Genomic DNA, 22,425 nt, shown 5'->3' on the forward strand with positions numbered 1-22,425 from the left:
GGCGCGAGGCAAGAGCGCGAAGGTCGCGCTCATCGCCTGCATGCGAATATTACTGATCAGACTGAATGCCATGCTGAGAGACGGCACCGAATGGCAGTGACGAATGGCAGGGTGAAGACAGTTGCTCCCACATTAGATCGCGTTTGTTTGAACAACTCGGTCAAATGTGGGAGCGGGCTTGCTCGCGAAGAGGCCCTGACAGTCACCCAAAAAACTGCAGCATCAACCAGCTATTCGCCCCACTGATCACCACAAACAATCCCCACGCCAACACTCGCGTCGGCAGCCGATTCACAAACGGCCCCATCAATTGTTGGTCATTGGTCATCCGGATCAGCGGATACAGCGCAAACGGCAATTGCAGACTCAACACCACCTGACTCAGCACCAGCAACTTGCCAATCGCATTGTCACCCATCAGCCACACGCCGATAAACGCCGGGATCAGCGCCAGCCCTCGGGTGATCAACCGCCGTTGCCAGCAGGGAATCCGCAGGTTCAGGTAACCCTCCATGATCACCTGCCCGGCGATGGTGCCGGTGAACGTCGAACTCTGACCGGACGCCAGCAATGCAACACCAAACAACACGCTGGCCAACGCCCCGCCCACCAGTGGATCAAGCAAGTGATAGGCGTCCTGGATGTCCACCACGTCGGTGTGCCCGGTCTTGTGAAATGCCGCCGCCGCGAGGATCAGGATCGCCGCGTTGACCAGCAGCGCCAGTGCCAGGGAACCGATGGTGTCGATGCGCGCCAGCTTCACCGCGTCCTGCTTGCTGGCCAGGTCTTTGCCGATCATCCGGGTCTGTACGATCGAGGTGTGCAGGTACAGGTTATGCGGCATCACCGTGGCCCCGAGAATGCCGATGGCCAGGTACAACGGCGCGGCATCGCCGATGGCGGACAACGACGGCGTGAATCCCAGAGCGACCTCCGGCCAGTAAGGTTTGATCAACAACAGTTCAACGAAGAAACACACACCGATGGTACTCACCAGCACCAGCATGATCGCTTCCAGTCGGCGGAAGCCACGGTTCTGCAGGGCCAGTACCAACAGCGTGTCAAACGCCGTGAGGGCGATGCCGAAGGTAAGCGAGCAACCCAGCAGCAGATGGAATGCCAATGCGCAGCCGAGTACTTCGGCGAGGTCAGTGGCGATGATCGAGATTTCCGCCAGCACCCATTGGGTGCGCGCGGTCCGCGTGCTGTAGCGTTCGCGGGACAGTTGCGCCAGGTCCCGCCCGGTGGCAATGCCCAGGCGCGAACACAAACACTGCACCACCATGCCCGCCAGACTGGCCAGCAGCACCACGAACAACAGGCTGTAGCCAAAGCGCGAACCGGCCTCGATGGCGGTGGCCCAGTTGCCCGGGTCCATGTAGCCGATGGACACCAGCAAACCCGGACCGGCGAAACGCAGGACACGCTTGAAGAATGACGCGCGAGGGTCAACGGCAACGCTGCCCGCCACTTCCGGCGGGCAAAACGGCGCAGTGGCAACTTTAGGCAAACTGAATTTCACGCATTCATTCCAGAAAACAGACGGGAGGGCGCAGCTTAGACGTTTCGCGCTTTTCGGTGTACAGACAAACGCAAAGATCGCCGCAGTTGCTTTTTGCTTTTGCTTTTGTAGGAGCAAGCTTGCTCGCGATGGATTCAAGGGCGCCGCGTTTAATCAGGAAGCACGCGTTATCGTTAACGTCCATCGCAAGCAAGCTTGCTCCTACAAAGGCAAAAGCAACGGCGGGTGATGTTCAGGGCTTGGCAATGCCCAGCAACTGCTCCCGCAACTCGGGATTGCTCGTACGCGGATCAAGCCAGATATCAAAAAACGCCCGGGCGAACACCGGGTCCGTCACCTCGTACTGCAACTGCGGGCCGACAAAAAAGCGCGCGCCCTGCCCCGGCAAGTAAACCCCGATGAGTCGGGTCCCGGCCTGCACATCGACAAACGCCTGCTGCATCTGCGCCTGCCATGCCGCGAGTTGCCCGACACTCACCGATGTGCCCGACAGTCGTTTGATTTCTTCGACGCTGGCCTGGACCAGATCGTCCCGGGAAATCCTGCGCTGATAAATCAGCTCCAGGGCAAACGGCTGGTCGCTCGCAAATGGCTGCGCGGCACTCCACAGACGAGCGTTGTAGATATCGAAACCGAACATCCGGAACTCGCCGGTACCAACGATTTGGGCGCCAGGCAAAGACTCCTGCCAATTGGCCAACGCGTGGTTGCCCAGTAATACCAACAGCCACAGGGTATGTCGCAGAGGTGATCGTGGTCGGGTCATGATCGGCTCGATTCAGCGCGTATGGGTTCTGTTACTTATACGCATAAAGTGTTGCTGTACAAGCCTTCAACTTTGTATACAAAAACAGCCAATCCTTAGAGCAATCTACTTGTCGCAATGCTAACGTTACCGCTTCGCTAAGGTCGGAGGCGCCTACGTGCTGCTGCTCAAACTGCTGGTCATTCCCGGGTTTCTCTTGTTGATCTCCCTCGCGGGCAAACGCTGGGGCCCGAGCGTCGCCGGATGGCTGTCGGGATTGCCGGTGGTGGTCGGGCCGATTCTGTTTTTCCTCGCCATCGAGCAGGGCGAAGTGTTTGCCGCGCAATCGGCGACCGCCGCGTTATCCGCGATGTTTGCGATGATCGCTTTCTGCGTCACCTACGCCCAGGTCGCACAACGGGCAGGATGGCCATGGGCACTGACGGTTTCGCTGCTGGTCTGGGCGACGGCCGCCGTGGTGCTGTCGGTGATCCCGCCGTCTCTGGTGTTCTCCGTCATCGCCGCCGCCACTGCGCTGCTGGCGGCGCCGTATCTGTTCCCGGCCGTGCAGCCCATCGTTTCGGGCCCGGCCCCCAAGTCCGACAAATTGTTGCTGCGCATGATCGCGGGCGCCCTCCTCACCCTCGCCGTGACCTTGCTGGCGAGCACCGTCGGCGACCGCTGGAGCGGTCTGCTCGCAGTGTTCCCGGTATTGGGCAGCGTGATGGCCGTGTTCTCCCAACAAACCCGCGGGCCGGCGTTTACCGCAGCCTTGTTGCGAGCCACGGCGACGGGCATGTATTCGTTTGCCGCGTTCTGCCTCGTTCTCGCCCTGACGTTGCCCGTCATGGGCCTGAGCGGGTTCGGCGTCGGCGTCGCAGTGTCCGTGGCCATGCTCGGCATCACCAAACGCCTGCTGGCCAAACCCGTGAGTATGCCGACAACTCGTTCAACTATTTCGAATGAGTAGAACAACAACCTCGTGCGTCAATCGAACGGGTTTCGCCCACCATCAGCCTCAGTTACTTACCCACTGACCGAGGCCTGCACCATGAAGTTCTTTTTCCACCCTTCGCCCAACCCGATGAAAGTTGCCCTGCTGCTCGAAGAGCTGCAAACGCCGTACGAACTGATCGGCGTCGACACCTTCAAGGGCGAGCAACACCAGCCAGCCTTTCTGGCGATCAACCCGAACGCCAAGGTGCCAGCGCTGGTCGATGGTGACGCCACGGTCTTCGACTCCCAGGCAATCCTGCTGCACCTGGCGCAAAAACATCAGCGCTTCCTGCCGACCTCGGTCACCGGGCAAGCCGAGCTGCTGTCGTGGCTGATGTTCATCGCCACTGGTCTGTCGCCGTTCTCCGGTCAGGCCGTGCATTTCCTGCACCACGCACCGGAAGACCTGGCCTACGCGAAAAACCGCTACCTCAAGGAAGTCGAACGTCACTATCGCGTGCTCGACCAGCGTCTGGCCGATCATCCCTATCTGGCGGGCGACACCTACAGCATCGCCGACATGGCGCTCTGGGGCTGGGCCAGTTACGCACCGTACATCCTCGGCGAGAATGGCTTGGCGGCGTACCCGAACGTCAAGCGTCTGTTCGACGAAATCAGCGCCCGCCCGGCAGCGCAGCGCGCCCAGGGTCTTAAAGAGAAACTGGTGTTGAAAGCCGAGTTCGACGAAGAAACCCGCCGCAATCTGTTTCCTCAGAACCAGGCGCAGTAAACCGTTTCCTACATTCGAAGGTGATGAAATGAGTGATCAAGTCGCGTTTATCGTTTACCTGCCGGCCAAACCGGAGCGTTTCGCCGAAACCAGGGAGCGGCTGCTGGACGTGGTGCACCAGATGTCGGCCGAGCCGGATTTCATCAACACCTGGGTCCATCAACTCCAGGACGATCCGAACACCCTGGTGCTCTATGAAACCTGGAACTGCAGCAAGGAAGACTTCATCACTCGTCACCTGAGCAAGCCGTATCGCCAGGAATATGAAAAACATTTGCCGGCGTTGTTGGCCAGCGAGCGCCGGATCGAGTTCATGGATGTGATCAAGGGCTACCCACTGCGCCGCGAGGTGTAGTCGCGTCAGATCCCGTGGTGAGGGCTAGCCGCTCACCACGGGACACTGACTACATTCAAAAGCGGTTTGCTCACCGAAACCCGACCGTCCGTTAGACCACGCTGGAATGCGTCACGACCTCCATGGGATGATCGCCCCCCACCGCGACAACCCTGGAGATTTTGAATGTCACTGTTGAGTAAAAAAGCCGTTGTCCTGCTGCTGGCGATTGCCAGCCTGGGGGCTTTGAACGCGCAGGCTGCCAAGGTCGTGACCAAAGAGGCGGCGTCAACGCAGAAAGTCTCGATGCTGGGCAACAAATTCACATTCACCCTGCCCAAGGGCTTCATCGCCAACGCTCTGCCACCGAGCTCGACCGGCGCGAGTGGCACCATGTACACCAACGAAACCACCAAAACCGTGGTCATTGCTGCTGAAAACACCATCCCCGGTGGCGTCAATGCCAAGGACAACGACGGTGAGTTCCTCGACGCCACGGCGTCCGACTTCGCCACCGAGCAAGCCAAGGCACTGCCGGATTTCACCAGGCTCAGTGAAAAAAGCATCACTCAGAAAGGCACCGGCCTGGGACTGCGACAGCTCGACAGCATCGCCACTCAAGGCGGCGGCAAAACCCTGGATACCACGCTGATGGCGGCCTCGGGCACGCGCATGGCGCTGGTTCAGGTAATTTCCCGTCTCAGCGACAATGCCGGGCATGAAGCGCTGGTTAAACAGATCGTCAGCGGCAAATAAGGCTCAGGGGTTGAGCCGCTGCAACCAGGCGCTCAAGTCCTGCATCTCGGTGGCACTGATGCTGTGACCGACGCCTGGGTAGGCATGAAACTCAGGCTTGATGGACAGGCTCTGCAACAGGCTGTCCGCCTCGGTGCCGTCGTTGAAGGGAAGGCGTTTGTCCGCCGTGCCATGCCCGATGAAAATCGCCAGCTTCTGGCGCTTTTCATCCGGTTTTAGCTCGGACTTGAGCACTGGGAGAATTCGCCCGCTCAACGCGGCAATCCCGCCCACGGCCTCGGGGTGACGCAGTGCAACTTCGTAGGACATGATCGCGCCCTGGCTGAAACCCACCAGGAAAACCTTGTTCGGTTCCGTGTGATATTTCTTCGCAGCCTGTGCGACGAAATCCAGCAACACCTGGCCGCTGGCCTTCAGATCATCCGTCTCGCCGTTGTAGGCACCTTCACCTTTCTTGCGAAACCATTGATAACTGCCCTCCTCCATCACGATCGGCGCCCGCACCGACAGGAAGTTGTACTGGGCAGGCAATTCATCCTTGATCCCGAACAGGTCCTGTTCGTTACTGCCGTAGCCGTGGAGAAAGATCACCAAGGGCTGATTGACGGATTCGGGGTTGGCCTGCTCCAGATACTTGAGCGGCAGATCGGTGTGCAGCGGGGTTTGAGCGTGGACGGCGGTGGACGCCAGAAGTGTCAGCAGAGCGAGAACCTTCAACATAAACCTTCCTTCACAGAGCGCAGGATTCGGGGCAGAGCCTAACACTGTGTAGCCGGCCGAGGGATTTTCGCTGCCCCGCATGGCCTCTTCGACTTGCTCGCGAAGAGGCCCGATAGAGCACCAAAAACCTCGCGGTCAATCGTTAATCAACTTTCCAACCCGAATCGGCTCGCGCCCGGCAACCTTCGCCTGCCAAGTCCCCGGTTGCGTATAGCGCCCACGATCAATAGCAAACAATACCCCGCTGGTCCCGGCGCGCACGGTAGTCACCCGGTCGCTCAAAGGGTCAACCACTTCAAACAACGCATCGCCCTTCTCGACCCATTCACCCGCCTCGCGCAGAAAACTGACCACGCCATGATGTGGCGCAAACAGATACTCCGTGCCTTCGAACGGCACGCCTTCACAGCACTCACTCGGTGCCGCTGGCCAGGTGCCTTTGATGAAACCCTGCTCGGCAAGGAACCCGAGAATGGCCTCGCAATTGGCCTGGGCCTGATCGACGCGGGTGTCACCCATGCTGCCCAATTCCAGGGTTGTCGCCAGGTTGGCCGGTGGAATCGCCGCCTCGGGGAACGCCCTGGCCAGTCGCAGCCACGGTGAAGAACAGGACTCGTCGAATGAGCTGCCGCCAGAATCTTCACACAGCAACGCGACCCCCGCCTTCAAGCGAGCCGCCAGTGGCTGCCACTGCGGCCAGTGTTGCGGCAAGGCATAAATATGAATGGCCGCCTCGAAATCGCAATGCAGATCGAGAGTGATGTCAGCGTCGCAGGCGTGGCGCAGCAGCAAGCGGTGCATGGCTTCCAGTTGCGACGTTGGCGCAGGCAAATCGTCGAGCACCTGGCCCATGGTCTGACGGATCAGCGCAATGTTGGCTTGTGCGTCGGTCCCCAACTGATCGCCGATCAACTCGCCCACGGGCGCGCTCAGTTCGACGAACGAGCGGTTGAAATTCTTGCCGCTGCCGAGCTCGAAACGGCCCATGTGGCTCCCTTGCAGGTGCTGATCCAGACTGATGGGATTGGCCACTGGCACCAGTTCGATCACACCTTGCAACTGGCCCTGGGTTTCGATCTCCGTCAGGCGTTTCTTGAGTTCCCACGCCGTGCGCATCCCGGGCAGTTCATCCGCGTGCAGGCTGGCCTGGATGTAGACCTTGCGTGTGCCCGTGCCATAACGAAACACGCTGAGGGTGCGTTCGGTGCCCAGGTGGCTCCAGGGCAATGGGTGGTCGATGCGTTGCATGGAAACTCCGATGTTAAGGGCTGTGAGATCCCCTGTGGGAGCGGGCTTGCTCGCGAAAGCGGTGTATCAGACGACATCAATTTCGAATGTGCTGCCGCCTTCGCGAGCAAGCCCGCTCCCACAGGGGATCGCGGTCTGACTGGAGAGAACATAAAAAAAGTGGCAACCGCTTTCACGGTTGCCACTTTCTTATACGGCTGGATTACTCGCCGTAAACATCAAAATTGAAGTACTTGTCCTGCACTTGCTTGTACTTGCCGTTGGCGCGGATTTCAGTGATGGCAGTGTTGAATTTGTCTGCCAACTCTTTATCACCCTTGCGCACCGCGATACCGGCGCCACCGCCGAAGTACTTGGCGTCTTCATAGGTCGGGCCGACAAACGCGAAGCCTTTACCGGCATCGGTTTTCAGGAAACCGTCGTCGAGGTTGACCGAGTCAGCCAGCATCGCGTCGAGGCGACCGGAGACCATGTCCAGGTTGGCTTCCTGCTGCGAGCCGTAACGCACCAGGATAATGCCGGCCGGTTGCAGCACTTCAGTGGCGAAGCGGTCGTGGGTACTGGCGCGCAGTACACCGACTTTCTTGCCCTTGAGCTCGGTCAGCGGGTCTTTCACATCGGAGCCTTCCTTCATCACGAAGCGCGCCGGGGTGTGGTAATACTTGATGGTGAAATCGACGTTTTTCTTGCGGTCGTCGGTGATGGTCATGGACGACAGGATCGCGTCGATTTTCTTGACCTTCAGGGCCGGGATCAGGCCGTCGAACTCTTGCTCGACCCAGGTACATTTCACTTTCATCTGCTCGCACAGCGCATCGCCGATATCGACGTCGAAACCGGTGAGTTTGCCGTCAGGGGTTTTCATCGAGAATGGCGGGTAACCGGCTTCGATACCGATGCGGATCGGCTTGGCGTCATCGGCCACAGCGGTCAGGGACAACATCGACAGTGCCAGGGCACCGAACATCACTAGCTTCTTCATTTATAACTCCTGTGTGCGGAGGCTTTTATTGGCAGCGTTCGATTGGTAGCTTTCGGTCAGCGCTTTTTATTGGAGAAGACCGAAGTGGCGGGCAGTCTAGAGCGGCTGCAGGCGTGCAAATTGTGCATATGCGACAAATACTTATAAAAAAGGCGAGCTGAATGAACAATGAAATGCGCGGATTGAACCTGATCCAGCACCACCCTGCCGAAGGTCCGGGCGCGATTGCCGAATGGGCCGAGTCGCGGGGATTGCCATTGAATATCTTTCGCGCCGATCTTGGCCAGTTACCCCCCGTGAGCGCGCAACCGCTGATTTTGTTGGGCGGGCCTTATGAGTCCAACGCCGGACCAACGTGGCTGGAGGCCGAACGGCAGTGGTTGGCGGGCTGCCTGGATCAGAACGCGGCGGTGTTTGCGATATGTCTGGGGGCGCAGTTGCTGGCGCTGGCTCTGGGCGCAAATGTGCGGCGGATGGAGGCCACCGAAACGGGCTGGACCTCAGTGACGTTTGCCGATGGCCAGAAGCTGAACGTGCTGGAGTGGCACGAAGACGCGATAGACCTGCCACCCGGCGCGCAGTTACTGGCCAGCAGCGATCAGTGCGAGCAGCAGATGTATCGCGTAGGCACTGCGCGAGTGGGTTTGCAGTTTCATCCGGAATGGAACGCAGCATCGGTGGCGACGCTCAATGCGCATTTTGCCGATGAGTCGCCGTTGCCTCGGGGTGAACCGGACAGCGCCGCCCATGCAGCCGTTTTTGAATGGTTGCAGGCGACGCTGGACGAGTGGTGGACGGTATCCGGAAATTGACCAACGATTTGTAGGAGCCGGCTTGCTGGCGATAGCGATCGATCATCCGATGGACATGTCGACTGACCCACCGCCATCGCCAGCAAGCCGGCTCCTACCGTCAGCATTCGCAGCCGATGGCGGCGGGCCGTTGCACCTCGGTACTCAACTCAAGCCCTTCATCCAGCCACCCGGTCACCCCGCCAATCATTTCCTTGACCGGGTAACCCAGCGCCGCCAGTTTCACCGCAGCCTTGTTGGCACCGTTGCAGTGTGGACCGGCGCAATACACCACGAACAGCGTGGATTTCCCATAACCCGCCAACCCCTCGGCAGTCAGCAGTCGCCCCGGCAAATTGATTGCACCCGGCACATGTCCGCGCTCGAACGCCTGCGGACCACGCACGTCCACCAGGACAAAATCCACGTCCCTCGCCTGTTGGCTGCTGTAGACGTCGGAACAGTCGGTTTCAAAGGTCAGACGGTTACTGAAATGCATCAGGGCAATGGCCGATGGTGCAGCGGGAACATTGCGGACCAGGCTGGTCATGGGGCGTACTCCAGACTCTCGGTGGGTGTGAGAAGACTTTATTCGCCAGTCGCCAGCGGCTAAAGTGGCGCACAAGACACTCACCGGGAATTTTCCGCCAAATGCAGCCCACCCCTGGATTGGTCGCGATTCTGGCCTACGATGGCCTCTGCACATTCGAGTTCGGCATCGCCGTGGAGATCTTCGGCCTCGCACGGCCGGAGTTCGATTTTCCCTGGTACGAGCACCGGATCGTCGCCGTCGATCAGGGCCCGATGCGCGCCATGGGCGGGATTCAAGTGCTGGCCGATGGCGGCATGGAACTGCTGCGCGACGCCCGAACCATCATTATTCCCGGCTGGCGTGATCGCAGCGCCCCGGTGCCCGAAGCGTTGATCGCGGCCCTGTGTCAGGCCCACGGGCGAGGCGCGCGGTTGCTGTCGATCTGCTCGGGTGTGTTCGTGCTGGCGGCGACCGGCTTGCTCGACGGTCACGGGGCTACCACGCATTGGCGCTACACCGCGGAACTGGCCGAGCGATTCCCGAACATTCTGGTGGACCCGGACGTGCTTTACGTCGACTCGGGCCAACTCATTACCTCGGCGGGCAGCGCTGCCGGTATCGATGCCTGCCTGCACCTGGTGGCTCGGGATTTCGGCACGCAAGTGGCCAATTCCGTGGCGCGGCGTTTGGTGATGTCACCGCAACGCACCGGCGGCCAGGCGCAGTTCATTCCGACACCGGTCAGTCCTACGCCGCGCAGCGATCTTTCACGCGTGATGCAGTGGGCTCGGGAACGCTTGCATGAACCTCTGGAGGTTCGCGACCTGGCCAGCGAAGCGGCCATGAGTGAGCGCACTTTTCTGCGTCGGTTCACAGAAGCGACCGGCATGCCGCCAAAGGCGTGGTTACAACATGAACGCCTGGCGCGGGCCCGGGAGTTGCTGGAAAGCACGGGCCAGAACACCGACCGGATTGCCGAACATTGCGGTTATCGCTCGGTTGAAAGTTTCCGGGTGGCGTTTCGCAACGTGGTCGGCGTACCGCCGTCGGTGTATCGGGAACGGTTTGGGCGGGGGGTCAAAGCGAATTCTTGAGGTGTGTTCGAGAGTCCCTTCGCGGGCAAGCCCGCTCCCACATTTAATCTCGGTCGTACACCAGATTGAGGTACACCATAGATCAAATGTGGGAGCGGGCTTGCTCGCGAAGGCGTCCGCCCAGACACCGATGCACTCAAGGCTTGCGCAACAGGTAAGTATCCATAATCCACCCATTAGCCAACCGCGCCGCCTTGCGCACCCGCTCGATCTCATCCGCCACGTCCTTGAGTTTGCCGCTGATGAGGATTTCATCCGGCGTCCCCAAGTAAGCGCCCCAGTAAATCTCTGTCTCCTGATCCGCCACCTGATGGTAGGAATCTTGCGCGTCAAGCATCACCACCAGGCTGTCGGCATCACTCACCTGCCCGGCCGCCAACCGCCGGCCGGTGGTGATTTCAATCGAACGACCGATCCGGTTCAGCGGCACCTTGTGCTGCGCCGCCAGTGCCTGAACGCTGGTGATGCCGGGGATCACCTCAAACTCGAAGTCACATCGGCCCGACGCCAGAATCGCCTGCAGGATCCGAAGGGTGCTGTCGTACAACGCCGGATCGCCCCACACCAGAAATCCACCACACTGGCCGTCGGACATTTCCTCATTGATCAGCCGCTCGAAGGTCAGCTGCTTGGCAAGGTTCAGGTCTTCCACACTGGCCTTGTAGTCCACATCACCACGCTCACGCTCCGGGCTGTGCGCTTCGACGAAGCGGTAATCATGCTCGCTGACGTAGCGTTCACAAATCTCGCGACGCAGGTCGATCAGCTTGTCCTTGCTCTGGCCTTTGTCCATCAGGAAAAACACGTCAACCAGGTTCAGCGCCTTCACGGCCTGCATCGTGATGTAGTCGGGGTTGCCGGCACCGATGCCGATGACCATCAGTTTTTTCATTAACAGGCTCCTTCAACGCCAGTGCCCGACAAACGCAAGCGCCAGCAACCGTTGAACCGCAACTCGATGGCTGACAGCGGTTCGACGTCGATCAGATTAAACGATGGGCTTTGCAACACCTGTGTCAACGCCGCACGAATGACAAATGGATGGGTGATGGCAACGATGTGCCCCGGCGTTGCTTCCAGTGTCTTGAGCCATGCAGCCACCCGCTCACCAAGTTGTGCCAGCGACTCGCCACCGTGAGGCGCCGAATCCGGATCATCGAGCCAGGCCTGCAGCGTCTGCGGTTCGGACTTCTGCAGATCATCGATCTGCGCGCCGTTCCAGCGTCCAAAATCGTAATCCCTCAGCGCCTCGACAATCTCTACATCACTGCCGAACAACCCGGCGGTCTGCCGTGCTCGAAGTTCCGGTCCGCTGAACAGGCGCGGTGCCCCCTTGAACCGGGAACGAAGGGAGCCCTGTGCCGATTGCCAATCCATCTCGACAGGCTCATCCGTAGGAAAACGCGCCAATTTCTGTGCGACGGTTCGAGCGTGGCACATCAGGGTCAAACGGGTTGCCTGCACGAAAGATCACTCGGTAGGAGGAAAAATAAACGGCATCAAGCCACTATTCAGGCGCAATTGTGCCGTAAGAAATGTGATTGGGGGCGTTTCATTACGCCGATCCTTCTTAAAAAACAGCTATCTCTGACATCACTGTCAGCGAGGGCCTACAGCGCTGATCGACATCCGTGTAGCCCCCGACCTACGGGCATTTCGCCCCATTCTGGGGCTGGACAGGAGCGCGCAAAAATTCACTAGACATGGGGTGCGGGTTAAATAAATACTGCTGTAACGGATTATTAAATGTAAACAATACGCCCCATCCAGCAGGAGCCCGGATGCCCTCTCCCAGAGACATGAACCACCGCCTCCGTAGCCAAAACCCCCGACCGGTCTCTCACTCCATGGGATACCGAAACAGTGCTGTCCCGAATAACGGCTGACTAGAAAAAGAGCGGCGCTGGCAAACCATCAAGCGACCGTCGATTAAACGCGTGGAAACCGACAGTGATAGTCAGGTTCGTGCCAATCGCCGAACCCTTTGATACAGGAGTGCATCCATGCTGGTCTTACGCCCAGTGGAGTTAACCGACCTGCCCCAGTTGCAGCGACTGGCGCGCGAAAGCCTGGTCGGTGTCACGTCCTTGCCGGACGATACCGAACGCTTGCGCGAGCGGATTCTCGACTCCTGCGCCTCATTCGCCAAAGACGTCCAGGGTCATGGCCCGGAAAACTACTTCTTTGTACTGGAGGACCTGACGAACCAGCACCTGGCAGGCTGCTCGGAGATCCTCGCCACGGCCGGTTTCGACGAACCGTTCTACAGCCTGCGCAACCGCCATTTCACCAGCGCCTCGCGAGAACTGAACATCGAGCACGGCGTGCCGGCGCTGTCGTTGTGTCATGACCTCAGCGGCCATACCTTGCTGCGCGGTTTTCACGTCGATGCGGCGCTGGTGCGCACGCCGTCCTCCGAACTGCTGTCACGGGCGCGACTGATGTTCATTGCCGCTCATGCGCAGCGCTTTGCCGAAGCCGTCATCACCGAGATCGTCGGCTACAGCGACGATGAAGGAGGTTCGCCATTCTGGGATGCGCTGGGCAAACACTTCTTCGACTTGCCCTACGCCGAGGCCGAGCGCCTTTGCGGACTGGAGAGCCGGACGTTCCTCGCCGAACTGATGCCGCAATACCCGATCTACGTGCCGATGCTGCCCCAGGCAGCGCAGGACTGCATCGGCCGAATCCACCCCGATGGCCAGGAAGCCTTCGATATCCTTGAACGCGAGGGATTCGAGACCAACAGTTACGTAGACCTGTTCGACGGCGGCCCGACCTTGTATGCGCGCCTCGCCAATATCCGCTCCATTGCGCAAAGCCAGACCGGCACGGCAACACCGGGCGACGTCATCGATGCTCGCGGTCGCTACCTGGTGAGCAACGATTCGCTGAAGGACTATCGCGCCATCGTCGCCGACCTGGATTACACCGCCGGACATCCCGTGTTCCTGAACACCGAGATGTGCACGGCCTTGAACGTAAGCGAAGGCAGTCCGATCCGGTTGATCGCCCTGTGAGCATCATCCGGGCCCGAGCCCCACGACTGCGTCGCCCCGTAGAAGGAGCTGCATCATGATTGTCCGTCCGGTTCACGTCACCGACCTGCCCGCCCTGCTGGCACTGGTGCGGCAGGCCGGTCCGGGGTTTACCACCCTGCCCGCTAACGAGGATCGCCTGGCTCACCGGTTGCGCTGGGCACAACGGACCTTCGCCGAACAGGTCGAGCGGGCGGACGCCGACTACCTGTTCGTGCTCGAAGACGACGACCAGCAGGTGGTGGGGGTCAGCGCCCTGACGGGGGCCGTCGGGCTGCGCGAACCCTGGTACAACTATCGGGTCGGACTGACAGTCAGTTCGTCACCGGACCTGGGCATCCAGCGACAGATTCCAACGCTCTTTCTGAACAATGAAATGACCGGGCAATCGGAGATCTGCTCACTGTTCCTGCGACCCGATCAACGCCAGGGCAGCAATGGCCGATTGCTGTCGTTGAGCCGCCTGTTGTTCGTGGCCGAATTTGCCCACCTGTTCGGCGAGAAGCTCATCGCCGAACTGCGTGGCAGCGCCGATGAGCAAGGCTGTTCACCGTTCTGGGACAGCCTGGGCCGGCACTTTTTCAAGATGGACTTCAGCCATGCGGATCACTTGTCGGGGCTGGGCAGCAAAGCGTTCATCGCCGAACTGATGCCGCGCCAACCGCTGTACACCTGCCTGCTCACCGAGCAGGCACAGGCCGTGATCGGCAAGGCTCACCCCAACACCGAGCCGGCGATGAAAATCCTCACGGCCGAAGGTTTCACCCACAAAGGCTACATCGACATCTTCGACGCCGGCCCGGTCATCGAGGCACCGCTGTCGAAAATCCGCACCGTGCGCGACAGCCAGGCGCTGATGCTGAGCATCGGCACCCCGGACGAGCAGGCTCCGGTCTGGCTGATCCACAACCGCCGACTGGAAAACTGCCGCATCACTGCCGCCCCGGCCAGGCGGGTGGGCAACAGCCTGATCGTTGACCGACTCACCGCCAAACGCCTGCAACTGCAACCCGGCAACTCCGTACGCGCAGTGCCTCTGCTCAATCAACAGCAACAGGCTGTGGCAGCCTGAAAAACCTGCCTCCCGCCCTACAGGATGGGTTTCGATCAGGACCGTCCTGCAAATTCGTCATCATTCTCCCTCCTGTTGCGTGATAGCCTTTTGTATCTTCGGCGTTGACACTCTTGCTCAAGCCCTTCCATTCCTTTGTATTGGTGGAACTCATATGTCCAGGCTTTCTCATCAGGATTTGCGCCGTAACTTCCGTGAACTGTTCGCTTCCAACAAGTGCTATCACACGGCATCGGTCTTCGACCCGATGTCGGCACGCATCGCGGCAGACCTGGGTTTTGAAGTGGGGATTCTGGGCGGTTCGGTTGCTTCGTTGCAGGTGCTGGGCGCCCCCGATTTCGCCCTGATCTCGCTCAGCGAGTTCGCCGAGCAGGCGACCCGTATCGGTCGCGTGGCCCAATTGCCGGTCATCGCCGACGCCGATCACGGCTACGGCAACGCATTGAACGTCATGCGCACCATCGTCGAACTCGAACGCGCCGGCGTGGCGGCCCTGACTATCGAGGACACGCTGTTGCCCGCGCAATTCGGCCGCAAGTCCACCGACCTGATCGGCGTCGCCGAAGGTGTCGGCAAGATCCGCGCGGCGCTGGAAGCCCGGGTCGATACGGAGATGGCAATCGTTGCTCGCACCAACGCCGGTATCCTGCCGGTGCAGGAAATCATCAGCCGCACCCAGCAGTACCAGAAAGCCGGTGCGGACGGGATTTGCATGGTGGGCGTGCGTGACTTCGATCACCTTGAACAGATTGCCGAACACCTGAGCGTGCCGCTGATGCTGGTCACCTACGGCAACCCGCTGCTGCGCGACGACAATCGCCTGGCCGAACTGGGCGTGCGCGTCACCATCGACGGGCATGGCGCGTACTTCGCGGCGATCAAGGCAACCTACGACAGCCTGCGGGAACAGCGGCAGATCTTCACTCAGGCGTCCGATCTGAGCGCGACGGAACTGACGCATACCTACACGCAGCCTGAGGAATACATTCGTTGGGCGGAAGAGTTCATGAGCGTCAAGGAGTGATGGCGCGTCAGGTTTAGCGTTTTGCCTCTCAGGGTCCCTTCGCGGACAAACCCGCGAAGGAGCCTGATGCAACACCGCAAGCATGCCTGGAACCCTTTGATCGTTCCCACACAAGCATGGAAACGGTCAGCAGGTTCTGCCGCTTACCGCTTGGTCAACTCCATAATCATCCGCGACAACAGATAAATCCGCGGCGCCACACTCTCAACCTCCGCGTACTCCTCCGGCGTATGAATATTGCCGCCCACAATCCCGAACCCGTCCAGCGTCGGCGTACCCACGCCTGCTGACAGGCTCGCATCCGCCGCGCCGCCACTGCCCTCTTCCGTCAGCTTGCGCCCGATCTCGCCGTAGATTCCCTGCGCCATCGCCATCAACCGATCCGATTCCGCCGTTTGGGGCATTGGCGGCAAACCGCGCTGCAGTGTGGTGGTGACTACGGTGTCGGGTATCAGCTGGTCCCTGGAAACCCGCGCCAGATCCTTTTCGATCCGGTCGAACTCTTCCGGCACTGCCGCCCTCACGTCGGCCTTGGCCGTGGCTTGATCGGGAATCACGTTGGTGCGGTCGCCGGCCTTGAGCACGGTGAAGTTGATGGTGGTTTTCTTGGCTTCATCACCCAGTTTGCCAAGTTGCAGAATCTGGTGTGCGGCTTCCATGGCGGCATTACGACCCAGCTCAGGGGCGACACCCGCATGGGCTGCCTTGCCTTTGACTTCAACGACGGCGGTCGCGCTGCCCTTGCGCCATACCACCAGGCCATCCGCCGGACGACCCGGCTCGAGGTTAAGGGTGACGTCATGGGCCTTGGCGGTTTTCTTGATCAGGTCGGTGGCGATGTCCGAGCCGGTTTCCTCGCTGGCGTCTAGCAGAAAGGTAATTTGCGCATAGTCCTTGAAGTCGAGGTTCTTCAAGACTTTCAGCGCATAGATACCGGCGACGATGCCGCCCTTGTCATCCATCACGCCCGGCCCGTAGGCGCGCCCCTCCTTGATATGAAACGGACGCTCGGCAGCAGAGCCTTCCTTGAACACAGTGTCCATGTGCGCCATCAACAGGATTTTCGCTTTGCCGGTGCCTTTCAGGGTCGCGATCACGTGGTTGCTTTTGTCCGGCGTGTTCGGCACCAGTTCGATGGTGGCGCCGAGTTTTTTCAGTTCATCGATGGCGATGTCGCTGACTTGAGTCAGGCCGGGTTCATAGCCGGAACCGGAATCGATGTTCACCAGCCGCTCCAGCAGTTTCAGGGCTTCACCCTTGTACTGCTCGGAATCGGCGAGGACTTGCTTGTGGGGTTCGGCGTATGCCGTGGGGGCGAAGGCGCCGAGGACGAGCGTGAGGCCGAGGCTGGTGGCCAGCAGGGAGCGAGGGAGATTGAGCGTCATGAATCGATCCTTGTTTCGTGTCGGGAGGTACGATTCACCCTACCTGACTACGGCGCGAGGCTCTAGGCCGGATGCGACGCCTATCCACCCGATTCACCGCATTCCCCTGTGGGAGCGGCGGTGCGGCGATCCCACATTGGGATTTTTGCAGACTTTCAGACCGAGTCGAGCAGTTCATGACGGGGCTTGCCGTCCCCACTGCAGATCACGCGATTACGGCCAGTGGTCTTGGCCTCATAGAGCGCTTGATCAGCGTCGTTGAGCCACAGCATCGCGTCATCGTGGGCCGGGTTGAAGGCGGCGAGACCAATGCTGAGGCTGACTTTCAACGCCGGGCTCTGTTCGTAACCGAGGGTGGCGAAGCGATCACGAAGCGCATCCATGGTGGTCGCGGCACGATCAAGCGCAAGGTCCGGGAGGATGACGCAGAACTCATCTCCACCGTAGCGACCCGCCACATCGGCCGCCCGCAGGTTCTGCTTGAGCATCTTGCTCAACTGACGCAACACGATGTCCCCGGCGACATGACCGTAGGTGTCGTTGATGGTTTTGAAATGGTCGATGTCGATCAGTGCAATCGCCCCGCCCTGAGGCAGGCGTTTGCAGCGCTGGAATTCGATTTCCAGTTGATCCTTCCAGGCCCCGTGATTGAGCAGGCCGGTGAGGCTGTCGGTGCGGCTCAGGGCCAGCAATTCGCGCTTGTGCCGTCCCAGCGTGGTGGCCTGTCGGAAACAGATCCAGCCCAGCGCCAGCGGATAAAGGGTCAAAAGCGGCAGGCAGGCATACAACTGCAACGGGCTGGTTTGCGGAACGAAGGCCGGCGTAAACACCAGAAACCCGACACCCATCCCCAACACCTGCGCAACGGTCCCTACCAGCAGAAAACGCAGGCCGCCAATGGCCACGTTGTTCATCGCCATCATGGCGATGGTGGCTGCGCTGGGCAGCGGATTGAATTGCATGGCGGCGACCCAGAAGCCACCAAGAAAGGCATCGACCAGCAGATTACGATGTTCGGCGTGGTAGGGAACTTCCGCCCGTCGCGCCCATTGGTAAGCCACGTGCGGCCAGAAGATACCGTTGAAGAGCATCAGCGCCCAGACCCATGGCGCCGGGTCGAGTGGGTACATCGCGGCGGCAACACACAGTAATCCCGCGGCCAGCCCCAGGGTACGCGTTGCATAGAGCCTTCTGGCCAGTGAAAGCCCTTTTCCGCCCGTTTTTTCCATTGGAGCCTCTACACCACTGCACGGTACCTGCTGACACCGGAGTTTCAGGTGTGCTGGAAGTCTAACAGGGCAAAGTCAAATAGCCATCACCGGTTAGCAGCCTGAATATCCCGGTATTGCCGTGAGGCGGGCGTAGAATGTTTGGCTATACATGAAGAGAGGGTTCAACAGTCAACGATAAAAAAGGAGACCCATGCAAACTTTTCAAGTGTTGATCATCGGCAGCGGTTTTGGCGGACAGTGCGCGGCGATCAATTTGCTCAAGGCCGGCATCGATGACTTTCGACTGCTGGAACGGCGGGACTTCTTCGGCGGCACCTGGTGCCAGAACACGTACCCCGGTGCGGCCGTCGATGTGCCCTCGCCGCTTTATTCGCTGTCCTTTGCCCCCTACCGCTGGACACAAATGTTCGCCGAACAGGCCGAACTGCACCGCTACACGCAGTACGTGGTGGACCAATTCGGCCTGCGCGACCGCGTGGAACTGGAAGCCAACGTCGAACGCATCGAATGGGACGACGACAGCAAACGCTGGGCAGTGCACACCGCAAATAAAGGCACGTTCTACGCTCGGTTCCTGATCAATGCCACGGGGCCGCTAAGCCAACCCGTCATCCCGCATTTCGAGGGACAGGAGCGCTTTCAGGGCAAGACTTTTCACACCAACAATTGGGATCATGCCTACGACTATCGGCAAAAACGCGTCGCCATCGTCGGCAGTGGCGCCAGCGCGGCCCAGGTGATTCCGGCCATTGCCCCGGACGTCGAGCATTTGCATGTGTTCCAGCGCACCCCGCACTGGGTGCTGCCACGGGCCGATCGCGCCTTCGGCTCCTTCCAGCGCTGGTTGCTCGGCCTCAAACCAGCCTACAAGCTGCTGCGCTGGATGATCTATTGGCAATTCGAAACCCGGGTGATTGCCTTCAAATACTCGAAACCGGCGATCCGCATGGTCCAGCAGCAGGCCCTGCGCTTCATGAAACGCCAGGTCCCGGACCCCGAACTCAGACGCAAACTGACACCGGACTACGCCATCGGCTGCAAACGAGTCATCATCTCGAGCACGCTGTACCCGGCACTCGGTCGGTCCAACGTAACGTTGCACAGCCGCGAACAGGGCATCGCGTCCATAGACGAAACCGGCATCGTCACCCTGGACGGGCAACACATCGATCTGGACCTGATCGTCTGGTCCACCGGTTACGACGCCACCGACGGGGTGATTTCCTACCCGGTCACAGGAAGAAACGGCACGCAACTCAGGGATTTCTGGGCAACTTATCCTCGCGCCTACCTCGGTACCAGCCTGCCGGACTTCCCCAACCTGTTTATCGTCACCGGGCCCAACACCGGCATCGGCCACACTTCGGCGCTGTTCATCATCGAATCCCAGATGAACTACATTCTCGATTGCATTCGCACACTGAAAGAACAGGGTTTGTGCAGCATCGAAGTTCGCCCCGAGGCAGAACGTACCTACACTGAAATGATCCACCGGGAAATGGAACGCACGGTGTGGAAATCCGGAGGCTGCCACAGTTGGTATCAAAGCAAGAGTGGTCATGTGATTGCCATGTTTCCCGGGTTCAGTTTCAGTTACCACCGATTGACCCGGACGCTGAAACCCGCCGATCACATCTTGTCCTGATCAGAGAAAAGGGAGACGCGTGATGCTTTTGTTGGTTGTCGCAATCGCGGTTTTCGTGGCCTGGAGCTGGTTGAGCTACCCGGCCATCGGTCACTGGCTCTATGACTTGAACATGGCGGCCGAAGCCAAGCTGTATCGGCTGCACAAGATCGTCGTACCGATTGCCGAAATGACCGTTTCGACCTGGCAAGGCGGGCCGTACGAAGCGTCGAGCAGCGTGCTGATGCTTCACGGCTACAGCGCCGACAAGAATATCTGGCTGCGCTTCGCCCGGCATTTTGTCGGCACTTACCGGGTGATCATCCCCGACATCGCCGGGCATGGCGAAACCGGGTTCAAGGCCGGTGGCGGGTACGATATCCCTTTGCAGGCGAAGCGGATGATCCAGCTGCTCGATGTCTGCGGCGTCGAGAAGGTGCATGTGATCGGCAACTCGATGGGCGGCTACATGGCGGCGTGGCTCGCGGCGACTTACCCGGACCGCATCGCCTCGGTCGCCCTGATCGACCCGGCCGGTGTCACCGCGCCAGAAATCAGTGACCTGGAGCGTCATTTGTCCAAGGGCCACAACCCGTTCCTGATCAACTCCCGGGAAGAATTCCGGCGCTTCTACGCCATGACCATGGCCGAGCCGCCATGGGTGCCCGGCGTGGTGCTGGACGCCATCGCCCAGCGTTATGAACAGTCCCGGGATGAGCTGGAAGAAATCTTCAGGGACTTCCGTGCCAGCCCGCCAATGGAACCGAAACTGCCCGACATCAAGTGCCCGGCGCTGTTGCTGTGGGGGCGCAAGGACCGCTTGATCGACGTCAGTAGCGTGGCGATCTGGAGCAAAGGCATCGAAGACCTGCGGGTGGAAATCTGGGAAGGTGTCGGCCATATGCCGATGGTCGAGGCACCGGCGGGCACGGCGCGGCTGTATCGCGAGTTTTTGGCATCCCAGCGCACTCAACTCCACGTGTAATACCGGCGAGCTTGCGAGGTTGCCGCTATAGCAGTCCTTTGCAGAATGAAGTCCGTAAGATTCTTCGTTTGTCGGCGCCGCTGAAGGCTGCGATCTTTTCCCCAACCTTCACGTCACCGCGCCTGGAATTTTTTCATGAGCCACCCAAGCTTTGTCAGCCCCGACCTGATCCGCCAACGCTTCTCCAAAGCGATGTCCGACATGTACCGCGAAGAAGTGCCACTGTACGGCGCGTTGATGGAACTGGTGGAACAGACCAACCGTCATGTGCTGGACAGCGAACCGCAGATCGCCCGGCAGTTGAACAGCACGGGCGAAATCCAGCGTCTGGACCTGGAACGCCATGGCGCCATACGCGTCGGCACCGCCGCTGAACTGGCGACCCTTGCCCGGCTGTTCGCGGTGATGGGCATGCAGCCCGTTGGCTATTACGACTTGACCCCGGCCGGCGTCCCGGTGCATTCCACGGCGTTCCGCGCAGTGCATGAGGCCGCCTTGCAGGTCAGCCCGTTTCGGGTGTTCACCTCGCTGCTGCGTCTGGAACTGATCGAAGACCCGGAGCTGCGCGCCTTTGCGCAATCGGTGCTGGATAAACGCTCGATCTTCACGCCGACGGCGCTGACCCTCATTGAACGCGCCGAAACCGAAGGTGGCCTCACCGAGTCCGAGGCCAAGGACTTCGTCGAGCAAGCGCTGGAAACCTTCCGCTGGCACCACAGCGCGACCGTCACCGCCGAGCAATACCAGAAACTCAGCGCCCAGCATCGCCTGATCGCCGATGTCGTGGCATTCAAGGGCCCGCACATCAACCACCTGACACCGCGCACCCTGGACATCGACATTGTGCAGGCACAAATGCCGGCCCATGGCATCACCCCCAAAGCAGTGATCGAAGGCCCTCCCCGCCGCCAGTGCCCGATCCTGTTGCGCCAGACCAGTTTCAAGGCGCTGGACGAACCCGTTGCCTTCACCGACCAAGCTGAAAGTCGCGGCAGCCACAGCGCCCGGTTCGGTGAGATCGAGCAGCGCGGCGCCGCGCTCACGCCCAAGGGCCGGGCGCTTTACGACCGCTTGCTGAACGCCGCTCGCGACGAACTCAAGGACTTCCCCAATGAAGCCAATGCCGCACGCTACAACGCGCTGATGACGCAGCACTTCAGCGAATTCCCTGACACCCTTGAGGGAATGCGTCAGCAGGAACTGGCGTACTTTCGCTATTTCCTGACGGAAAAGGGGCTGGGGTCGGCGCAAGCGCTTAAATCTTTGTCGCTGGAGGATTTGCTCGGCAACGGCTACTTGCGAGCCGAACCGTTGGTCTACGAAGATTTCCTGCCGGTCAGTGCGGCGGGAATTTTTCAGTCGAATCTTGGGGATGCGGCGCAAACCCATTATGGCGAGCATTCGAATCGGCAGGCGTTCGAGAAGGCGCTGGGGCGATCGACCATCGATGAGTTGGGGTTGTATGCCGAGACGCAGCGGCGTTCGATCGAGGAATGTTTTGCATCGCTCTGTTAATCACCACCCAATCCTGTAGGAGCCGGCTTGCTGGCGATGGGGCCCTTGGATGTGTATTGCTTCTCAAGGACCTCTTCGCCAGCAAGCCGGCTCCTACAGG

Annotated in this window: 22 protein-coding genes and 1 pseudogene; 13 read left to right on the top strand and 10 right to left on the bottom strand. The window is 60.0% G+C overall.

Features of this window, described 5'->3' with window-relative positions; genetic code table 11:
• Positions 1-100, top strand: a pseudogene (locus tag FBY04_RS32925) (IS110 family transposase); the annotation flags it as partial.
• 102 nt (positions 101-202) lie between these two features.
• On the opposite strand, the gene FBY04_RS30465 reads toward FBY04_RS32925, so the two are convergent.
• Positions 203-1,522, bottom strand: coding sequence for an Nramp family divalent metal transporter (locus FBY04_RS30465; protein WP_084322134.1), 1,320 nt, complete (start codon positions 1,520-1,522; stop codon positions 203-205).
• 232 nt (positions 1,523-1,754) lie between these two features.
• The gene (locus FBY04_RS30475) at positions 1,755-2,288 is read right to left on the bottom strand and encodes a chalcone isomerase family protein (protein ID WP_145319200.1); all 534 of its coding nucleotides are present in this window, start codon (positions 2,286-2,288) and stop codon (positions 1,755-1,757) included.
• 157 nt (positions 2,289-2,445) lie between these two features.
• On the opposite strand from FBY04_RS30475, the gene FBY04_RS30480 reads away from it, so the two are divergent.
• The 4 genes from FBY04_RS30480 to FBY04_RS30495 all read left to right on the top strand — a co-directional run bounded on the left by FBY04_RS30480 (position 2,446) and on the right by FBY04_RS30495 (position 5,083).
• Positions 2,446-3,237 (top strand): hypothetical protein, encoded by a 792-nt coding sequence (locus FBY04_RS30480; RefSeq protein ID WP_145319203.1) that lies wholly within the window; start codon positions 2,446-2,448, stop codon positions 3,235-3,237.
• A gap of 81 nt (positions 3,238-3,318) precedes the next feature.
• A complete protein-coding gene (locus FBY04_RS30485; protein WP_084322126.1) occupies positions 3,319-3,993 on the top strand; it encodes a glutathione S-transferase family protein in 675 nt (224 codons plus the stop codon).
• A gap of 28 nt (positions 3,994-4,021) precedes the next feature.
• The gene (locus tag FBY04_RS30490) at positions 4,022-4,348 is read left to right on the top strand and encodes a putative quinol monooxygenase (RefSeq protein WP_145319206.1); all 327 of its coding nucleotides are present in this window, start codon (positions 4,022-4,024) and stop codon (positions 4,346-4,348) included.
• A 165-nt stretch (positions 4,349-4,513) separates the two neighbouring features.
• Positions 4,514-5,083, top strand: a complete 570-nt coding sequence (locus tag FBY04_RS30495) for a hypothetical protein (RefSeq protein WP_145319210.1) — start codon at positions 4,514-4,516, stop codon at positions 5,081-5,083.
• Positions 5,084-5,086: 3 nt separating this feature from the next.
• On the opposite strand, the gene FBY04_RS30500 is transcribed toward FBY04_RS30495, so the two are convergent.
• The 3 genes from FBY04_RS30500 to FBY04_RS30510 all read right to left on the bottom strand — a co-directional run bounded on the left by FBY04_RS30500 (position 5,087) and on the right by FBY04_RS30510 (position 8,033).
• Entirely contained in the window at positions 5,087-5,803 is a 717-nt protein-coding gene (locus FBY04_RS30500) for an alpha/beta hydrolase (protein WP_084322120.1), read from the bottom strand.
• A gap of 135 nt (positions 5,804-5,938) precedes the next feature.
• Entirely contained in the window at positions 5,939-7,051 is a 1,113-nt protein-coding gene (locus FBY04_RS30505) for a M14 family metallopeptidase (protein ID WP_145319213.1), read from the bottom strand.
• Positions 7,052-7,253: 202 nt separating this feature from the next.
• Entirely contained in the window at positions 7,254-8,033 is a 780-nt protein-coding gene (locus FBY04_RS30510; protein WP_084322115.1) for an ABC transporter substrate-binding protein, read from the bottom strand.
• A gap of 173 nt (positions 8,034-8,206) precedes the next feature.
• Here FBY04_RS30510 and FBY04_RS30515 point away from each other — a divergent pair, with 173 nt between their 5' ends.
• Positions 8,207-8,845, top strand: coding sequence for a type 1 glutamine amidotransferase (locus FBY04_RS30515; RefSeq protein ID WP_084322148.1), 639 nt, complete (start codon positions 8,207-8,209; stop codon positions 8,843-8,845).
• A gap of 100 nt (positions 8,846-8,945) precedes the next feature.
• Here FBY04_RS30515 and FBY04_RS30520 read toward each other — a convergent pair whose 3' ends face one another.
• Positions 8,946-9,374: a rhodanese-like domain-containing protein gene (locus FBY04_RS30520; RefSeq protein WP_145319216.1), complete on the bottom strand. Its 429-nt coding sequence runs from the start codon at positions 9,372-9,374 to the stop codon at positions 8,946-8,948.
• Positions 9,375-9,475: 101 nt separating this feature from the next.
• Here FBY04_RS30520 and ftrA point away from each other — a divergent pair, with 101 nt between their 5' ends.
• Entirely contained in the window at positions 9,476-10,450 is a 975-nt protein-coding gene (gene ftrA, locus FBY04_RS30525; RefSeq protein WP_145319219.1) for a transcriptional regulator FtrA, read from the top strand.
• A gap of 136 nt (positions 10,451-10,586) precedes the next feature.
• On the opposite strand, the gene cobF is transcribed toward ftrA, so the two are convergent.
• Both cobF and FBY04_RS30535 read right to left on the bottom strand, forming a co-directional pair.
• Positions 10,587-11,342, bottom strand: coding sequence for a precorrin-6A synthase (deacetylating) (gene cobF / locus FBY04_RS30530; protein WP_084322112.1), 756 nt, complete (start codon positions 11,340-11,342; stop codon positions 10,587-10,589).
• On the bottom strand, positions 11,342-11,914 hold the full coding sequence (locus tag FBY04_RS30535) for a histidine phosphatase family protein (protein ID WP_084322111.1): 573 nt from the start codon (positions 11,912-11,914) through the stop codon (positions 11,342-11,344). Before FBY04_RS30535 ends, cobF begins: the two co-directional genes overlap by 1 nt.
• Positions 11,915-12,453: 539 nt before the next feature.
• Here FBY04_RS30535 and FBY04_RS30540 point away from each other — a divergent pair.
• The 3 genes from FBY04_RS30540 (at position 12,454) to FBY04_RS30555 (ending at position 15,584) form a co-directional block, all read left to right on the top strand.
• The gene (locus tag FBY04_RS30540; protein WP_145319222.1) at positions 12,454-13,470 is read left to right on the top strand and encodes an arginine N-succinyltransferase; all 1,017 of its coding nucleotides are present in this window, start codon (positions 12,454-12,456) and stop codon (positions 13,468-13,470) included.
• Positions 13,471-13,525: 55 nt separating this feature from the next.
• A complete protein-coding gene (gene astA / locus FBY04_RS30545; RefSeq protein WP_084322109.1) occupies positions 13,526-14,560 on the top strand; it encodes an arginine N-succinyltransferase in 1,035 nt (344 codons plus the stop codon).
• A gap of 154 nt (positions 14,561-14,714) precedes the next feature.
• Positions 14,715-15,584, top strand: a complete 870-nt coding sequence (locus FBY04_RS30555) for an oxaloacetate decarboxylase (RefSeq protein ID WP_084322107.1) — start codon at positions 14,715-14,717, stop codon at positions 15,582-15,584.
• Positions 15,585-15,727: 143 nt separating this feature from the next.
• On the opposite strand, the gene FBY04_RS30560 is transcribed toward FBY04_RS30555, so the two are convergent.
• Entirely contained in the window at positions 15,728-16,969 is a 1,242-nt protein-coding gene (locus tag FBY04_RS30560) for a M20/M25/M40 family metallo-hydrolase (protein ID WP_145319224.1), read from the bottom strand.
• Positions 16,970-17,124: 155 nt separating this feature from the next.
• Positions 17,125-18,198 (bottom strand): diguanylate cyclase, encoded by a 1,074-nt coding sequence (locus FBY04_RS30565; RefSeq protein ID WP_145319227.1) that lies wholly within the window; start codon positions 18,196-18,198, stop codon positions 17,125-17,127.
• A 193-nt stretch (positions 18,199-18,391) separates the two neighbouring features.
• On the opposite strand from FBY04_RS30565, the gene FBY04_RS30570 reads away from it, so the two are divergent.
• The 3 genes from FBY04_RS30570 (at position 18,392) to FBY04_RS30580 (ending at position 22,325) form a co-directional block, all read left to right on the top strand.
• Positions 18,392-19,846, top strand: coding sequence for an NAD(P)/FAD-dependent oxidoreductase (locus FBY04_RS30570; protein WP_145319230.1), 1,455 nt, complete (start codon positions 18,392-18,394; stop codon positions 19,844-19,846).
• 22 nt (positions 19,847-19,868) lie between these two features.
• Positions 19,869-20,810, top strand: coding sequence for an alpha/beta fold hydrolase (locus tag FBY04_RS30575; RefSeq protein ID WP_084322099.1), 942 nt, complete (start codon positions 19,869-19,871; stop codon positions 20,808-20,810).
• 135 nt (positions 20,811-20,945) lie between these two features.
• Entirely contained in the window at positions 20,946-22,325 is a 1,380-nt protein-coding gene (locus tag FBY04_RS30580) for a VOC family protein (protein ID WP_145319234.1), read from the top strand.
• Positions 22,326-22,425 lie beyond the last annotated feature (100 nt).

It is taken from the genome of Pseudomonas sp. SJZ080 (genome assembly GCF_007828295.1).
Taxonomy (GTDB): Bacteria; Pseudomonadota; Gammaproteobacteria; order Pseudomonadales; family Pseudomonadaceae; genus Aquipseudomonas; species Aquipseudomonas migulae_A.

What these genes read in the sequence shown, in the direction of transcription:
- FBY04_RS30475 (WP_145319200.1), bottom strand. Translation starts at nt 2,288, where the DNA reads ATGACCCGACCACGATCACCTCTGCGACATACCCTGTGGCTGTTGGTA.
- FBY04_RS30485 (WP_084322126.1), top strand. Translation starts at nt 3,319, where the DNA reads ATGAAGTTCTTTTTCCACCCTTCGCCCAACCCGATGAAAGTTGCCCTG.
- FBY04_RS30490 (WP_145319206.1), top strand. Translation starts at nt 4,022, where the DNA reads ATGAGTGATCAAGTCGCGTTTATCGTTTACCTGCCGGCCAAACCGGAG.
- FBY04_RS30495 (WP_145319210.1), top strand. Translation starts at nt 4,514, where the DNA reads ATGTCACTGTTGAGTAAAAAAGCCGTTGTCCTGCTGCTGGCGATTGCC.
- FBY04_RS30500 (WP_084322120.1), bottom strand. Translation starts at nt 5,803, where the DNA reads ATGTTGAAGGTTCTCGCTCTGCTGACACTTCTGGCGTCCACCGCCGTC.
- FBY04_RS30505 (WP_145319213.1), bottom strand. Translation starts at nt 7,051, where the DNA reads ATGCAACGCATCGACCACCCATTGCCCTGGAGCCACCTGGGCACCGAA.
- FBY04_RS30510 (WP_084322115.1), bottom strand. Translation starts at nt 8,033, where the DNA reads ATGAAGAAGCTAGTGATGTTCGGTGCCCTGGCACTGTCGATGTTGTCC.
- FBY04_RS30515 (WP_084322148.1), top strand. Translation starts at nt 8,207, where the DNA reads ATGCGCGGATTGAACCTGATCCAGCACCACCCTGCCGAAGGTCCGGGC.
- FBY04_RS30520 (WP_145319216.1), bottom strand. Translation starts at nt 9,374, where the DNA reads ATGACCAGCCTGGTCCGCAATGTTCCCGCTGCACCATCGGCCATTGCC.
- ftrA (WP_145319219.1), top strand. Translation starts at nt 9,476, where the DNA reads ATGCAGCCCACCCCTGGATTGGTCGCGATTCTGGCCTACGATGGCCTC.
- cobF (WP_084322112.1), bottom strand. Translation starts at nt 11,342, where the DNA reads ATGAAAAAACTGATGGTCATCGGCATCGGTGCCGGCAACCCCGACTAC.
- FBY04_RS30540 (WP_145319222.1), top strand. Translation starts at nt 12,454, where the DNA reads ATGCTGGTCTTACGCCCAGTGGAGTTAACCGACCTGCCCCAGTTGCAG.
- astA (WP_084322109.1), top strand. Translation starts at nt 13,526, where the DNA reads ATGATTGTCCGTCCGGTTCACGTCACCGACCTGCCCGCCCTGCTGGCA.
- FBY04_RS30555 (WP_084322107.1), top strand. Translation starts at nt 14,715, where the DNA reads ATGTCCAGGCTTTCTCATCAGGATTTGCGCCGTAACTTCCGTGAACTG.
- FBY04_RS30560 (WP_145319224.1), bottom strand. Translation starts at nt 16,969, where the DNA reads ATGACGCTCAATCTCCCTCGCTCCCTGCTGGCCACCAGCCTCGGCCTC.
- FBY04_RS30565 (WP_145319227.1), bottom strand. Translation starts at nt 18,198, where the DNA reads ATGGAAAAAACGGGCGGAAAAGGGCTTTCACTGGCCAGAAGGCTCTAT.
- FBY04_RS30570 (WP_145319230.1), top strand. Translation starts at nt 18,392, where the DNA reads ATGCAAACTTTTCAAGTGTTGATCATCGGCAGCGGTTTTGGCGGACAG.
- FBY04_RS30575 (WP_084322099.1), top strand. Translation starts at nt 19,869, where the DNA reads ATGCTTTTGTTGGTTGTCGCAATCGCGGTTTTCGTGGCCTGGAGCTGG.
- FBY04_RS30580 (WP_145319234.1), top strand. Translation starts at nt 20,946, where the DNA reads ATGAGCCACCCAAGCTTTGTCAGCCCCGACCTGATCCGCCAACGCTTC.